This window comes from Ahniella affigens, from assembly GCF_003015185.1.
Taxonomy (GTDB): domain Bacteria; phylum Pseudomonadota; class Gammaproteobacteria; order Xanthomonadales; family Ahniellaceae; genus Ahniella; species Ahniella affigens.
Window position 1 is genome coordinate 2,717,851 of the sequence record NZ_CP027860.1, and the last position, 14,427, is coordinate 2,732,277.

At 58.8% G+C, this 14,427-nt stretch carries 10 protein-coding genes; 2 read left to right on the top strand and 8 right to left on the bottom strand.

The genetic code is table 11. The features are described 5' to 3' along the window. Positions 1–289 precede the first annotated feature (289 nt). From C7S18_RS10450 to C7S18_RS10480, 6 genes are all read right to left on the bottom strand, one after another. Positions 290–1,510: an ABC transporter permease gene (locus C7S18_RS10450; protein WP_106891509.1), complete on the bottom strand. Its 1,221-nt coding sequence runs from the start codon at positions 1,508–1,510 to the stop codon at positions 290–292. Continuing rightward, positions 1,507–2,205, bottom strand: coding sequence for an ABC transporter ATP-binding protein (locus C7S18_RS10455; RefSeq protein WP_106891510.1), 699 nt, complete (start codon positions 2,203–2,205; stop codon positions 1,507–1,509). The genes C7S18_RS10450 and C7S18_RS10455 overlap by 4 nt, the downstream gene beginning before the upstream one ends. After that, positions 2,202–3,413 (bottom strand): efflux RND transporter periplasmic adaptor subunit, encoded by a 1,212-nt coding sequence (locus C7S18_RS10460; protein ID WP_106891511.1) that lies wholly within the window; start codon positions 3,411–3,413, stop codon positions 2,202–2,204. The genes C7S18_RS10455 and C7S18_RS10460 overlap by 4 nt, the downstream gene beginning before the upstream one ends. 28 nt (positions 3,414–3,441) lie before the next feature. Continuing rightward, the gene (locus tag C7S18_RS10465) at positions 3,442–4,128 is read right to left on the bottom strand and encodes a YIP1 family protein (RefSeq protein WP_106891512.1); all 687 of its coding nucleotides are present in this window, start codon (positions 4,126–4,128) and stop codon (positions 3,442–3,444) included. 364 nt (positions 4,129–4,492) lie between these two features. Continuing rightward, positions 4,493–7,576, bottom strand: a complete 3,084-nt coding sequence (locus C7S18_RS10475) for a beta strand repeat-containing protein (protein WP_106891514.1) — start codon at positions 7,574–7,576, stop codon at positions 4,493–4,495. A gap of 229 nt (positions 7,577–7,805) precedes the next feature. Then, positions 7,806–9,020: a hypothetical protein gene (locus C7S18_RS10480; protein WP_146151867.1), complete on the bottom strand. Its 1,215-nt coding sequence runs from the start codon at positions 9,018–9,020 to the stop codon at positions 7,806–7,808. A 998-nt stretch (positions 9,021–10,018) separates the two neighbouring features. On the opposite strand from C7S18_RS10480, the gene C7S18_RS10485 reads away from it, so the two are divergent. Continuing rightward, positions 10,019–10,822, top strand: a complete 804-nt coding sequence (locus C7S18_RS10485) for a hypothetical protein (protein WP_106891516.1) — start codon at positions 10,019–10,021, stop codon at positions 10,820–10,822. 471 nt (positions 10,823–11,293) lie between these two features. Beyond that, positions 11,294–11,728: a DUF6884 domain-containing protein gene (locus C7S18_RS10490; protein ID WP_146151868.1), complete on the top strand. Its 435-nt coding sequence runs from the start codon at positions 11,294–11,296 to the stop codon at positions 11,726–11,728. A 135-nt stretch (positions 11,729–11,863) separates the two neighbouring features. Here C7S18_RS10490 and C7S18_RS10495 read toward each other — a convergent pair whose 3' ends face one another. After that, positions 11,864–13,192, bottom strand: a complete 1,329-nt coding sequence (locus tag C7S18_RS10495) for a hypothetical protein (RefSeq protein WP_106891518.1) — start codon at positions 13,190–13,192, stop codon at positions 11,864–11,866. A gap of 59 nt (positions 13,193–13,251) precedes the next feature. Further along, on the bottom strand, positions 13,252–14,424 hold the full coding sequence (locus C7S18_RS10500; protein ID WP_170113215.1) for a ferritin-like domain-containing protein: 1,173 nt from the start codon (positions 14,422–14,424) through the stop codon (positions 13,252–13,254). Between the last annotated feature and the right edge of the window lie 3 nt (positions 14,425–14,427).

Here is a 14,427-nt window from a genome sequence, read left to right on the forward strand (position 1 = left end):
AAGAGATTAGCAGGCAGCAACAAAATGAATTGGTAGTGTGAACGGCTACGTCGTGCCGCGTTCCGCACATAGCTCGAAGTGCGAAGAATACATTCGAGAAATAGACGGAACGCGACGCTGGTAGCTGGCGGCAGATATAGCACAGGCGCGAATCGATCACTCTTGGGATCATGTCGACCCGAGGACCTTTTGTGCTGGTCTCGACTTGGGTCTGAACATCCCCCGGACTCAGACCCGCATTACAAGACCGACCGGCACGACCATTCCGCCACGCCCTGTCGGCTTCGTATCATTCGTATCGCAGCGATTCAATCGGATCCAGCGAAGCTGCCTTCGATGCCGGCATGATGCCAAACACCACCCCAACGAGCGCCGAGAATCCAGCGGCCGCGATCACGACCCACAACGGCACCGATGCCGGTGGGAAGTTCGGAATCAGTGCCGCGACCCCTTGTCCAATCACAAAGCCGAGCACAATTCCAATCACGCCACCCAAGAGCGCCAGTAACCCGGCTTCGAGCAGGAACTGGATCAAGATGTCGCGCCGGGTTGCGCCGAGCGCCTTCAGAATCCCGATCTCGCGGGTGCGTTCGGTGACTGACACCAACATGATGTTCATGATGCCAATTCCGCCCACCAGCAGCGAGATGCTCACGATGCCACCGAGAACGGCAGTCGCCATCGTCGTGATCTGGCCAAACTGCTTGACGACCGAATCGGCTGCCTCAACCTTGAAATCGTTGTCCTGACCCGGTTTCAGATCGCGCGACTGCCGAATGGCACGCTTTACGCGCTCACGAACCGTTTCCACTTCTTCCAGCTTTGGCACGGTGAAAGACACAGACATGAAGGGCTCTTGCGTGTGGCCCATCATGGCGCGGCCGACATCGAACGGAATGATCACGTAGTTGTCCTGGCTGAAGCCCAGGATCTCACCGCGTTTCTCCATCATGCCAACGACCTTGAACCACTCCCCACCCACGGTAAGAAACTCGCCGACCGGGTTGTCCGGCATTTTCAGGTCGTCACGAAGCTGTGTGCCAATGACAGCGACCCGGCGATGCCCGCGATCGTCGCTTTCGACAATGAATCGCCCGAACTCCGGATAACGCGCCCGCACGACTTGGAACTCGGCCGTCGTCGCAAACACATCGGGCGTGGCGGTGCGGCCCTTATAACTTGCACCGGTCGCCTGAACTTGCATCATTGGCGCGACCGCACCTACGCCCGGCACGCGGTGACGCAGTGCCTCCACATCCTTGAACCGAATGTTGTTGATCTTGCCAGTGCGGAAGTTCTCGTTGTTGTTCTCAGCACGCAAGGTCAGCGTGCCACCGCCAATGTCAGCAAACTGCGCCTTAATCGACTCAGAAAAACCTTGCACCAGCGACACCACCGCAATGACCGACGCGGTCCCAATCAAAATACCAAGTGTCGTCAGGAAACTGCGCAACCGGTGCGCCATCAGGCTGGTCAGTGCTGCCCGCAATGCTTCGAGGAACACGTTCATGCTGTCGCCTCAATCGTTGGGGTGCGCCGTGTGTCCTGAACGATCTTCCCGTCGCTAACCCGAATCGTGCGCAGGCAATGCGCCGCAATGTCAGGCTCGTGCGTCACCACGACGACTGTCTGCCCTTGTCGGTGCAACGCATCGAACAGCGCCATGATCTCGGCTGACGTTTTTGAATCCAGATTCCCGGTGGGTTCATCGGCCAACAGAATCGAGGGATTGCCCACCAACGCACGGGCCACGGCGACACGCTGACGCTGGCCACCCGACAATTGATTCGGTCGGTGGCCGAGCCGGTCGCCCAAGCCAACCTGCTGCAGCGCGCGAATCGCGCGCTGCTCGCGTTCGGCGCGCGGCGTGCCGCGATACACCAGCGGCTGCATGACATTCTGCAAGACGGTCATTCGGGGCAGCAAATGAAAGCTCTGAAACACGAAGCCAATTTCCTGATTACGGACCTGAGCGAGCTCATTGTCGTTCATCGTGGACGTATCGCGTCCGTTGAGGACATAGCGCCCTTCTGAAGGGGTATCCAGGCAGCCGATCAGATTCATCAGCGTCGACTTTCCAGACCCTGAGGGCCCCGTCAACGCAACATACTCGTTGCGATCCACCTGCAGATCGACCCCATCCAAGGCCAGGATCTCCTCCTCGCCCATTTTGTAGCGTTTGACGATTCGGGAAAGCTCGATCATTCCGCGTCGCCTTCGTCGTCATCGCTGCTGGCAGCCGGCTTGGCGTCATCGCTCATTTCGCTCAGGCGCTCACCCTGCTTCAGCACTCTGAGCGCTTTGGCCGGACCGGTAATGATGCGGTCGCCCGCTTTCAAGCCCTCAGTCACCTCATCCCAGCGATCGTCCGAGATCCCCGTTTTGATCAGGACCTTCTCGGCCAGACTGTCACGCCACACCCAAACGTATTGGGTGACCGCGTTGTTTTCACCGGACTCGCTCACGACGGCCTCGACCGGAACCGCCAGTCGCTTGCTGCCATCACTCAGGAAAATGTCGGTGCGGGCACTCATCCCCGAGCGCAGCTGAACATCGGCTGGCGGCTCCAACAACACCGTGACTTTGTAAGCCCGCCCTTGCAGCTCGACGGTAGGCGCCAGCGCAATTTGCTCGACCCGACCCTTGATCGCGCGATCGGGGTAAGCGGCCGCATAGACGTCGGCTTGTTGCCCGATTGCAATATTGGCGATGTCTGCCTCGTCCACCTTAAGCTCAGCCTGGATCGCTGACGTGTCGGCAATCTTCATAAGTTGCGCACCGGCAAGTGCCATCGTCGACGGAATCGCCGTTTCACCAACTTTGATGGGCAACGCCACGATCGTGCCGGTAATCGGGGCGAGAATGTCCGTCTTTTCCAACTGCTCGCGCGCTTCCTTCAGCACCGCTTCGGCCCGCCGCAGATCTTCCTCGCTGCTCTTCAGCTCCACTCTTGCGAGCTCCAGCTGGTTGCGGTCTTCGTCGAAGCGGCTCTGATCGATCATTCGCGCCGCAATCAGCTTGTTGCTGCGCTCGAACTGCTTTTCGCGCAGCGCCAGGGCCACGCGTTGGCGTTCGATTCGAATCAGGCTCTGACGGCGACTCGCCTCTTCCCGCTCGATCCCATTGAGATACGTCTCTGGATCAAGCGACAGCAACAGTTGGCCTTCGGCGACTGCGTCGCCCTCTTTGACAGCAATCGACTTGACTTTGGCGATCAGCTCCGAAGTCAGATTGACTTCGGTGCGATACGCCAGCGTGCCCGAAGCCAGGATGGTCGGCCGAATGTCTTGTTGGCTGACAGTGAGCACTTTGACTTCAGTGCCCTTTTCGCCGCGGAACTTCTTGATGGTGATCGGAACGACCACCACCAGCAACACGGCGACCAGGACAAGCCATTTTCTATTGGAATTCATGCGAAACGCTCTTGCAGAAAGGGGTGTTTCAAGACTTCATCAGGGCCCAGGCAGCCATGCCGCCAAAGATGACTAAGGTCGGAATCAGCGCGACCGTGAGGGCCTGGCCCCAGCCGGTCCGGCCCCAATTGCGCCAGCCAATGGCGACCAGGGCAACACTCCACAGGGACAGCAGATTGAAGTTCTTGGCAAAGCTGCTCCAAGCGTGATCGTAGGGCAGCTGCACAATCAGCGGGTCGACATTGGTCAGCATCAGCGACTCCAGCGTCGATTGGGGCGCCATCATGAAGATTCCAACAATGGCGACCACAAGGCTCAGCAAGGCCGGTACACCCGACCAGGTCACCAGACTCAGCGCCTGTTTGAACGACACCGCCGTACCGGTGATTTTGCCCGCTGCCAGGTAATAGAGCCCCATGACCAGTGTCACGATCACAATGAAAATCGGTGCGAAAATCGCGCCTACGATGCCCATGACCTTGGCCGAAGGCATCACCTTCTTCGCTTGTTCAATTTCAGCTGCCGACATCTCAGATCCACTCATCGTGAGCTGGTGGTTCGTGAGCCATTCGCCATCGACCTTGTTGAAATAAAGCAAGGTCATCGCCGCAGTAAGGGCCATCATCAACAACAAGGGCAGCAGGAACGTCGGCTTCTCTTTCAGCTCAGCAAAAACCTTGCCCGGCTCAACAAAAATATTGATCAGATGACTCATGGCGTACTCCTCTCCCCGAGGTTCAGGTGATGACGATGGTGGTGACAAAGGTGGCGGGTGGGCTCAGAACGACGCCAATCCTGGGACCTCGGCCGGCGCGGAACAAGTGACGCACAGGCTATTCACGCATGGCAGTTGTCACATTGCCTCAGATTCAGCGCGAGCACCGACGTGTTTGCCGACCGATTGACGCGCCGGCACCAGCCCAACCGATTGCGCGGGCACCGGAAAGCTCGAATTTGCGGCCTCGGCGCATTCGAGACCAACGCCGAACTCATCTTTCGGATCAAATTCGAACCAAGATAGCCAAACCGCCAATAGCCGGTGCCATCAACCGAAAATCCAGCATGCAAGGGTTACCACGCTACTCCAGCCCGTCGGCAAACAAGAAAAAGGTGTCCGTACTCAGATAATAGTCGCGGAGCGAATTGCCGTCCTGAATCTCGTTCGACAACTCGGCGCTTAAGCTATAGATGGCCGAAGTACTGCCGTCCGCGCTCAGCTTTTGCAGGAACGACGTACCACTGAACGGTGCCTGCTGGTTGCTGGTGCCGGCGCGCCGGGAAGCGAGCTTCATGATGCGGGAACCACTCAGGTACTGAAATGCATCCGACCCACCGTTCGAATCCTGGCTCTGCGCCAAATTGGTGGCCTGACTGGTCACACCAAGCACCGAACCGTCGGCGTTGATCGCGGTCACATTGGAGGCGCCGTTTCCCGCTTGCGCAGGATTCGATTGCGAGACCGAAATCAGTATGTTGAGGCCCGTTTGCGTATCGAACAGGATGGCATCGAACAAGCCGTTCGCATCCGTAATGGCGCCATCCAGATTCGACCCAGTCGAACTGAAGCCAACGAAGCGACCATCGGCCGATACCAGACCCAGCGTCGACCCACTATTTGCGGCGTTGAGCGGCGAACCCGCGGCATGACTCACGAGGCTCACGGCGTTGCTGGAGCGACGATACAGAAACACGTCGCTCTGAAAATTGGAATCAACACCACCGCTGATCAAGTCATCGGCGTTGGAGGCAAAGACGATCGATTCGCCGGTTGCATCCATGCTGGTGAAGGTGAAACTGCCAGACCCAGTGTCGGTCCCCGACCCGGCACGAGACACCAAACTCGTATTGCCGGATTGCGTGTCAAACAAGAACAGATCCGCACCAAAGTTGGCATCATTGATGCCAGCGACGAGATCCGTCGACTTGGACGAAAACACAACCCAGCGACCATCGGCGCTGATCGCCTGGCAAAATGACTCGTCGTTGGCCGTGAGCGACGCATTGCCTGCCGCACGCGAAACAAGTTGCGTATTGCCAGTTGACCGATCAAAGACGAATACGTCTTCCTGGTTGTTGGAATCCGTCACGCCTGCCACCACATTGGTCGAAAGGCTGTGATACAACAATTTGTTGCCGTCGGCACTCAGCGCGCAGGCTGTGGCGTGGCTGTTCGCCGAAGTCATGCTCTGACCGGCCGCGGTGGTGGCGAGTTGCGTGGTATTGGTTTCTCGGTCAAACAGAAACACATCGAATGCGGCATTCGTGTCGGTCACCCCGGCAAGCACCTCGGCCGATGCGGTGCCGTAGGCCACGAAGCGTCCGTTTCCAGAAATCGCGCCGGCGCCGCTGTTGTTGCTGGTCTCGCTGGCACTGCCTAGGCGTCGGCTGACCAATCGCGTCGCGCGCGTGTCGCGATCGAACAGAAAGAAGTCGATTCCGTTGCCACTATCGACACTGCCGGTCACGTTGTTCGCAATCGTGCGGTAAAGCAGCCAGCGGCCATCATCGCTCAAGCCGGTAAACTCGGTGTCGCCATTGAGTGTATTGATCGCACTGGCTGCACTCCGCGATAACAGCGTCAAGGCACCCGACTGAAAGTCTTTCAGAAACGCATCGTTCTGCTTGTTGTAGTCGACGGTATTGCTGACGAGCTGCACTGAATTGGAGTAGAACGCAACGAAGCGGCCATCATCAGTGATGGCACCTGCGAACGAGCTTGGGTTGTCGGTGGGTGTTGCCAGCGCGTTGCTGGCTTGATGCGACACCAACCGGGTTGCCTCGGTGACTCGGTCGAACACAAAGACGTCTGAACCCAAGCCGTTGCCATCCGTGATGCCGGCGCCAATCTGCGCGGACTGGCTGAAAAACAGGGTGTAGCGTCCGTCGTTGCTCACGTCGATCAGTGAACTCGTCAGATTGGGCGTGTTCGTCGCCACATCACCCGCACGCGAAACGAGACGGTTGATTCCACCGCTCTGATCCCGCACAAACAGGTCGGCAGTATTGTTAGTATCCACTTGGCCACTCACAACGTCGGTGGCCTGCGATGTATACGATGTCCAGTTGCCATCCCCGCTGATATGTAACACGGTGGACCCGCCGTTGGCAGCGATGTTGGCGCTACTTGCCGTGGCTGACACCAGTTCCGTGCTACCACTGCCCCGCGACCAGCGATAGACATCAGTGGTCGCGTTTGTGTCGGTCACGCCCGTCACAACATTAGTGGCCATCGTGCTGTAGCCCACCCAGTTGCCGTCTGCCGACAGCACCGCGGAGAGCACCGCACCATTCGCCACGGCATTGGCCGCAGCCTCGGATCGCGACACGAGTGTCGACAACCCAGTCGTTTGCGACCACAGGAACAGGTCGGCGCTTCCATTGCCATCGGTTGCGCCGGTTATCAGATCGGTAGCCGTCGCAGTCGTGACAAACAGCACCGTGGTCCCATCACTGCTCAGTCGACTACTCTGGACCTGCCCCGGCGCGGCAGAGCCTGGAAACGTTGAGTAGGTCGTAATCAACGTCACGCCGGCCGTGACTCGGTCGAACAGAAATAGATCATTGGTATTGTTGAAGTCACTCACAGGCGCGATGTTGGTCGCGGTCGACTCGAAGAGCACGTAGCGACCGTCATCGCTGATACCCGTGCCAAACGAGGCACCGTTCGCGGCTTGGTTGGCCGCATCATGCGAACGCGACACCAGCACAGAGCTTCCCGTTGTGCGATCAAACAAAAATACATCGGCGGTTCCATTGCCATCGGTGACGCCTGGCACCACATCGGGCGCTGACGACCTAAACAGCACCCAGCGACCATCCGGCGTCATGGTGTTGCCAAAAGACTGCCCCGACGCGGTAACGCCCGGCTGATCCAGTTTCCGGCTCACCAGTTGGGCAGTCTGCGTATTGCGATCCAGCAGGTATACGTCCGTGGTCATGTTGCGATCCATGACGCCTGCCGCCAAGTTCAGCGCCTGCGTTTCCATGACAACATAGCGCCCATCCGCTGAGACGGACTGCCGCGGACCCGTCACCGTCGACATTCCGGTGCTGTCCCCTTGTATGCCGCGGGTTGCCAGAATGGGCAGCGTCGCTTGTGCCATGACAGGCATGGCGAACACAGACAGAATCAGGGCAAGGCCCTTGGCACGGCGATCAGTCATGGCAACTCCCGGATGTACCCAGAATCGTAGCGGAGCGACGCAGCGATGCAATCCGTCGAAAGTTGCTTGCCGGACATTGGATCCAAGCGATTGCACCACGGGAGATCGAGCCGCTCACCGCCACCCCACCGAAATCGACACCCTGCTGATTCCAGCCCGCGCTGACCGGGTGCCGGCAGGTTATCCCGCCGGCCCCGCATGCGCGCCCCCAAGTAGGATTAGGGCGGTGTTACGGACAAGCCAGTCGTGGCGTGAGCTTGACCCATTGGACTTGGTTGCGATGCCATTGTCCGCTCAAGTTGCCGGTCCACTGAAAGCTGGAGCTGAATTTGGCCTCATCCATGCCATTCAGATATCGGGTGGTTGACCCGATCGAAACCCGGGACGTCGGCACCGCAGCACAAGACGGACAAAAGCCCGAAATCTGGTAGGTCTCTTTGAACAGGTTGATGCCGAACAAGGCTTGTCCGATGGCCCATCGCGGCTCACCGCTCGAATCGAACGCGTACACAATCTCAGCCTCAGTCTCGCCGGCAAAATTGAGCAGCGAACTGCCCCAACCCGCTTCCGCTGAGGGAATCCAGACGCCACCCGTCGACCAAACGCCCGAAGCGCATCGCGGCGTGCCGACCGGTGTCAGCGGCTCGCTTCCAGACACGCCGTTGAGTGACCAGGAATATCGAAAACCGCCGCTGCCATCAAAAGTCAGGATGGCCTGCCCAACTACCTGCCGTGCCAGCGTCGCGCCACTCGCAGTCGTCTTGACGAGCGACGTTGTCCAGGTGCCGTCACTTGGCCGAGCTGCTGCGCTTTCGCCGGTGTACCAAACGGGATCGCCAGCGGCATCGAACGTGTACCAGGCCAATGCCCACACCGTGGGCGTCGTCGCAAGGTACACACCATGCCCATCGCGCGATGGATTGTAGTACCCGTTGGTGATTGGCTGATTGATGGTAGCCGCTTCGGTGCCGCGGACCTGGATGGTTACCGACGACGACATTGCACCTCGATTGACCGGTGTGATGTGGTACTGACCTGCCGTCAAGGCACTGCGATCCAACACGAGAACTTCTGAAGCAGCGGCAGTCGCTGCCGCAAACGGCTGCTGTTCGCGCGCCGGTGCTTTGGGAATCTGCGACACCGCAGCGTTAGGCACGACTCGTGACACGTACAAGTCCACGTCGCCGCCGAGGCCGGTCGCTGTCACCGTTAACGAGGATTGGTTGGCTGGGACATCAACGACCAAGTACTCATGGGCTTGGCCCGGGCTCAGGAAAAACACGGCTGACCCGTCTTTCGCGTTGAGCACCTGCGCCGGGGGCAAGTATTTGGCCAATGACAGGTCAGCATCTGGGGACGTCCTTGCAGCGACATCCACTACAAAGGCCAGCGAGCATGAAACGAGCAAACTTTGGACAACGTGTATTTGAAATTGCTTAGACATAGTCTGACACTCCGATTCGAAACAGTTATCAGGTTGTTGAACATCGCCCGTCCTGGGCGTTGCTCAACGCGTGAGTCAGGTGCATCGCCTGCCCCCGACTAAGGCCGGGGTCCGGACTCACTCCCGCCGAACCAATCAAATGCGCAACTGATTCGGGACGGACCATCCTTGGCCCGCGACGACTCTGAAACCATTCAGAGTCGTATTGAGTAACCGACTCGGCAAAAAGGGGACCAATCGATCACGCAATGGTGCGCAGGCCATCTGCGAATCAGGAAAGTTGCTGCAGGAAAGCCAGTCCGTCCCAAGTGTGCCGACAGGCGATGTTTGGCCCACGGAATCACCCCGGCTGCGTCGCCCACGAGCAACCCGCCAGCTTCAAAATCCCATGCATCGTCAACTTCCTGTCCGGGGTAACGTCGACAACGACCCGTGACGGTTTCGTAAACGCATGTTCCCTGCAGTCTCGGCCTCATTACTTGAAGAGGCGTTGAGCGCCGCCAGGACCTTCTTACCAACGCTGCTTTGGAGGGTCTGAACAAGTCCATCCTGGACTTTCAGACCCACACCGAGTCCGGCACATGTCCGGACTCGGTGCTCCAGAATCAAGCACTTGCGCGCTTGATTCTGGGCAGGCCATCCATGGCCTGCGTCGCCTCTGAACTTATTCAGAGGCTCCCTTTGCATTTGTTTTGCCAAGGGAGATTCCCTTGCTGCAGTGACGTCCGCGGCATGGCGGTTGCAGCGTGGTGATCGGACCCATCGAATCATGGCGACCTGCGCCGCAGTTCCGCTAGGCTAGTGTCGCGTGCCGTGAATACCGTGTAGAACCTATTCAACCTTTCGAGTCGAAGCAACGTGGAAGAAGGAGATGCATTGGTATCTACGACGACGAGCAACGCAGTCTAAGTTCGATCGGCGCGAAATTGGTTCGAGCAATTTGCGGGAAGCTGCGTTCGAGTGATCGGACGTGTCGACAACTCAGGGGATTTCAAAGCATGGTCAGTCAAGAAGCCCGGCATCGGGCAAGTGTTACCAGGTTCGCATTGCGATCGCTGCTCCTCATTGCGGCGACGGACGTTGCTGCCAACCAAACCTACCAACCGGGCGATCGCGTCGAATGCAATTTCGTCGGGTCATTGGCGCCACAACATGAGAAGTACTTTGAAGCGGGAACAGTTGAGCCTTTCCAACCGGGCGATCAGCCCGACGGCAGCTGGTATCGCGTCCGTGCCGATTCCAACAAGGTCGAATATCCCTGTCGTGTCGAGCACATTCGGGAGATTCGGGCCGCTCCCGCGCCCGCGGCGTTACCAAATCAGCCCGCGCCAACGCGTGTCCAACCAGCCGCCCGGCCAGCGGCAACCGGCCAAGTTATCGGCCGCAATGCCACTGCAGCGACTCCCGCTTTGGACTTTCTGAATTGTCCGGTGCAACAAGACGCCGTGGAAAACGGTGATGAACCAGATCGGGACGTCGTGGCATTGGTGATCCGCTGCGCCAAGGGCGAGAAAGCGGTTCCGGCCGGACAGGAAGGTGCCGTGAAAGTCGACGTTCTAAATGTGCAAATCGGTCGTTCGCGAGACTGGAGCTACGCCCAAGACCGGGGCAACGCCAGTGAAGGCACGATCGTCTATCCGGTAAAGGCCACCTACAACGTTCGGACACTCTATCGCGCTGCGACGGAAGTGGAGGAAGGTTGGGTTCGGATTCTGAACTTCTACGTCAATGCATTTGGCGAATGGCAGATTGGGTCTGAAGAAAACGTCCGAACGGCGGCAACCAAGCGGATCGACAACTGAAGCAAGACCCGGCGCGCGCCCTTGGGCGCTGCGCCGGAGCCTTTCCCCGGCAACAGGACGGCGCGGATCGATTGCATTCTGTCGCTGGCGAGCTGGGACGGCCGTACCACCGCAGCCGGACTCCGATCGAAGGCGCGTGCACGGCATTGCCGGCGCCGCGCCACTGTATGCCTGTGCCACTGTATGCCTGTGCCACTGTATGCCTGCGCCACTGCATGCCTGCGCCACCGCACCGCTGCGATGCCGCTCAGAAATTTCTGAGTCCAATTTCAGAAATTCTCCCATGCGCCGTGCGCGCGAACCATGCATCATGGCTTCCCACCTGCCAAGGATGGCCAGGGCCCAATCGCGTCGCGCAAGCATGCGGATGGCGACTCGGTGTCAGTCCGCGGCAGCATCGACGGCATTCTGCCAGCGACGGTACGCCCGCCCGTTGCGCAGCCTGCTTCATTCCAACGGACGGAATCCAATATGACTAAGATCGCACTCGTATCCTGTGCCAAATCCCAGCACACCCAACCCATCGCCGCAAAAGACCTGTACACCTCGGCACTGTTCCGCGCGTCGCGACGATTTGCGGAGCGATTCGCTGATGATTGGTACATTCTATCGGCCGCGTACGGCCTCCTTCATCCCGACCAAGTGGTCGCACCATACGAACGACCGTTGAACACGTTGACCCGATCTGAGCGACAGACTTGGGTCGATGAGATGATCGAACAATCGCGCGCGACGCTCCCGCTGGCCTCCGAGGTTATCGTGCTTGCCAGCACCCATTACGCAGAAGGACTAGTGACCTGGCTGACCGAGCGCGGGCACAACGTGATCCTGCCGCTTGGCACTTTGCGAATCGGGCAGCGGATCCAATGGCTCCGTCAGCAGGCGCAACCCAATCAGGATCAATGATTCATTGGCCCCAACCACGGCCGCTACTAGTCAATTCTGATAGCCAAGACTGCGCCGCGTGCCGTGTGATGTGAAGCGTTTGGCGGCACGCTCGAAACGCTTCGAGCCAAGAAGCCACTGAACCGGACCACGAGACTATGGACTTCGAATGCCGCTCGGAAATGCTGGACACGTGCTAGGCAACGCCGCCGTGTCCACATGCTCGCAGTCATTGCTGAAGGTCAGATTCCCCTTCGCATCGGTCTTGATGACCCAAACACTATCGTAGTCGGTAAACGACCAATCCGGGATCTTTGCAACCGTTTCAGGCGCTTGGTAGATGCCACCAATCAGATACTTGATCGCCTTGACGATGTTGCCGTGCTCCCACGCCACCAGTGTGCGGGTGCCGTTGAAATGCGGGTCGGAGTACGGCGTGTTCTGCGTGAACAGCGCGGCCGCAAGCGTGTCCGGGTCATCCCACTGGAACGCAGCTAGCGCCAGCGGCATGCCGTGCGCAACCGCGTACGGCGCAATGGTCAGTGTCGGTCGAATATAGGAGCAGCTGCCATCGCAATCGATCAGATCGTTCGGATTGGTCGTGAAAATCTGGTCGGGCGGTCCACCCATCAGGCGGTTGAGAATGCCATTTGCACCAATCGCTCGCCACGCACCCTGACAGACAAAGTTGCCGTTCTCGAAATCACTGTTCGGATGCGCCTCGACATGCCGAATCAAATGCACAGTCTGGTTGGCATTCAGCAGAAAGCGCGGCGACTTCGGCTTTGGCACCGTAAAGCGTGTGCTGGTTTGCGGGCACGTCGTGTCGCGTTCTGGCGCCAACGCGACATCAGGATAGTGCGCTGCGGGCGTAATGTCATCGTCATACATCGTGGCAGTCGTCCGATTGTTCTCGCGACTCAGCACCACGTACTGCCCGAAGTCGCCAGCGGGAATGCCCGCAAAGCGGGTACCGGCGTCGAGCAAGGGTGTAACCGCTTCATTGATCATCGTGGCAGGCATCGCGACAATGTAATGGCCGGGCGCCTGATCGGCCAGAATGGCGGCGAGGTTGTAACTCGGCGAGTTATAAGTCGCAAGATCCCCTGGATCGACGATCAGTTGCGACACCGCTCGATTGTTCAGCACGGCGTAGGGCTGGATGCTCTGCAACGGCGTGATGTCGGTCGGTGTTGCCTTGGCCGAAAACGCCATGATCTGGCGAACCTGTGCGGTCTTGCCGGCCGTGAGGAGGTTCAACAACTGTGCAAACTGCAGCGCGTGGTTGAACCCGGTTACCGACAATGTATTGGTGTCGGGATTTGGTTCGAAGCTCGGCACGATCACGATGTTCCAGGCGTTCGCATTGAGCGGCGGTGTTGCAGCCCATACCGAGGCACTCAGAAAAACGCCACACAGCATCAGTGCGCAAGCGCCCCGAACCCATACCCGAACGCGCCCTTCGCGGGCGATCGCAATCGACATGATTAGCTCCAGTGCATGCAATGCAGTAACAACGTCAACGAACGCCAAATCGACCGGGCTCAGCGCATGGCGGGCGGCACGTACTCGAAGCTCGGCCCGGCGGTCATGCCCTCTTTCCAGGGCGTCACCATCAACTCCAACGCCTGATACTTCAGGTCGTACATCAACGGCACCGCTTTCATCAATTCAGGCGGATCGCCGTTGACCGCATTGTGGATGGATGTCAGCAAGGCCATATACGTCCGGTTGAATCCGAGCGTTTTCGCGTAGAGTTCCGACCCCTCCGGATAGTCTGCCATCTTCGGGTTGGGCCGCATGGCGTAGACGGCATTCCAGTCCACCGCGACGGGCGGTCCGCTAGGGGGTGCATTCGCCTTGTCGGTCGGCCGATATCGCCGCTCCGACATGATCTCGTTGAATCGGAAATAGTGCGCGTATTCGACGTCCTCACCAAACAGAACGCTGTCGGAATCGATAATCGTGCCATTAACGCCCTCGCCCTGCCCGACGATCTCATCGATCGCCAGTACGGCGTCATCAAGATTGTGGATGGGCACAAGCTTGCCGCCACCACCGTAGTAGTGGTGTGGCTGCATTTGCCGCGCCGGATCACCGTGGAAAATGCCGCCAGGCGTGGTGCGCTCCAAATGAATCAACGCAAACTTGATCGATTTGTAGAACTGACCGATCGTGTCCCAGTGATTGGGCTGCGGCGGCGCCGGTCGATGCGCCGGCTTTTCGATATCCAGAAAGACTTGAATCGTGTCGCGGCTGAACTTCTGCAACGGGACGAGAAACAAATCGGCGGAGTGCGGCAAGTACGTTGGATACTCAGGAATGAATTTCGGGTGATCGATCGCTGGATGCCCGCCAATCGCATTCAGAATATTGCAGGCGAGCAGCATGTGCAGCATCTCCTCCATCACCACGCCCTGAATGTTCTGCACCGCAAACGTGTTGGTACCGTCGTGAATGGAATACAGCGCGCACAGGTAGGTTGGGATGGTGGCGTGCTCGATCTCGATGGCCGTCTGCAAATGCCGACGCACCTGCTCAAGCGACAGTTCATGATGCGCCGTCTTGAGCAAGGACTTGGCCGAATCGGCGACCCCCGGGACCTCCTCATAGGTGAGCATCTGGCGACGACGCCCGCCGCGGACCTTCTGGAAGAGTGACGGGCTGGCCGGCGCGGCTTCAGAACCTGGCGATTGGGTATCTTGTTCGGCATTCATGGT

What these genes read in the sequence shown, in the direction of transcription:
- C7S18_RS10460 (WP_106891511.1), bottom strand. Translation starts at nt 3,413, where the DNA reads ATGAATTCCAATAGAAAATGGCTTGTCCTGGTCGCCGTGTTGCTGGTG.
- C7S18_RS10480 (WP_146151867.1), bottom strand. Translation starts at nt 9,020, where the DNA reads ATGTCTAAGCAATTTCAAATACACGTTGTCCAAAGTTTGCTCGTTTCA.
- C7S18_RS10465 (WP_106891512.1), bottom strand. Translation starts at nt 4,128, where the DNA reads ATGAGTCATCTGATCAATATTTTTGTTGAGCCGGGCAAGGTTTTTGCT.
- C7S18_RS10500 (WP_170113215.1), bottom strand. Translation starts at nt 14,424, where the DNA reads ATGAATGCCGAACAAGATACCCAATCGCCAGGTTCTGAAGCCGCGCCG.
- C7S18_RS10490 (WP_146151868.1), top strand. Translation starts at nt 11,294, where the DNA reads ATGACTAAGATCGCACTCGTATCCTGTGCCAAATCCCAGCACACCCAA.
- C7S18_RS10475 (WP_106891514.1), bottom strand. Translation starts at nt 7,576, where the DNA reads ATGACTGATCGCCGTGCCAAGGGCCTTGCCCTGATTCTGTCTGTGTTC.
- C7S18_RS10485 (WP_106891516.1), top strand. Translation starts at nt 10,019, where the DNA reads ATGGTCAGTCAAGAAGCCCGGCATCGGGCAAGTGTTACCAGGTTCGCA.
- C7S18_RS10495 (WP_106891518.1), bottom strand. Translation starts at nt 13,192, where the DNA reads ATGTCGATTGCGATCGCCCGCGAAGGGCGCGTTCGGGTATGGGTTCGG.
- C7S18_RS10450 (WP_106891509.1), bottom strand. Translation starts at nt 1,510, where the DNA reads ATGAACGTGTTCCTCGAAGCATTGCGGGCAGCACTGACCAGCCTGATG.
- C7S18_RS10455 (WP_106891510.1), bottom strand. Translation starts at nt 2,205, where the DNA reads ATGATCGAGCTTTCCCGAATCGTCAAACGCTACAAAATGGGCGAGGAG.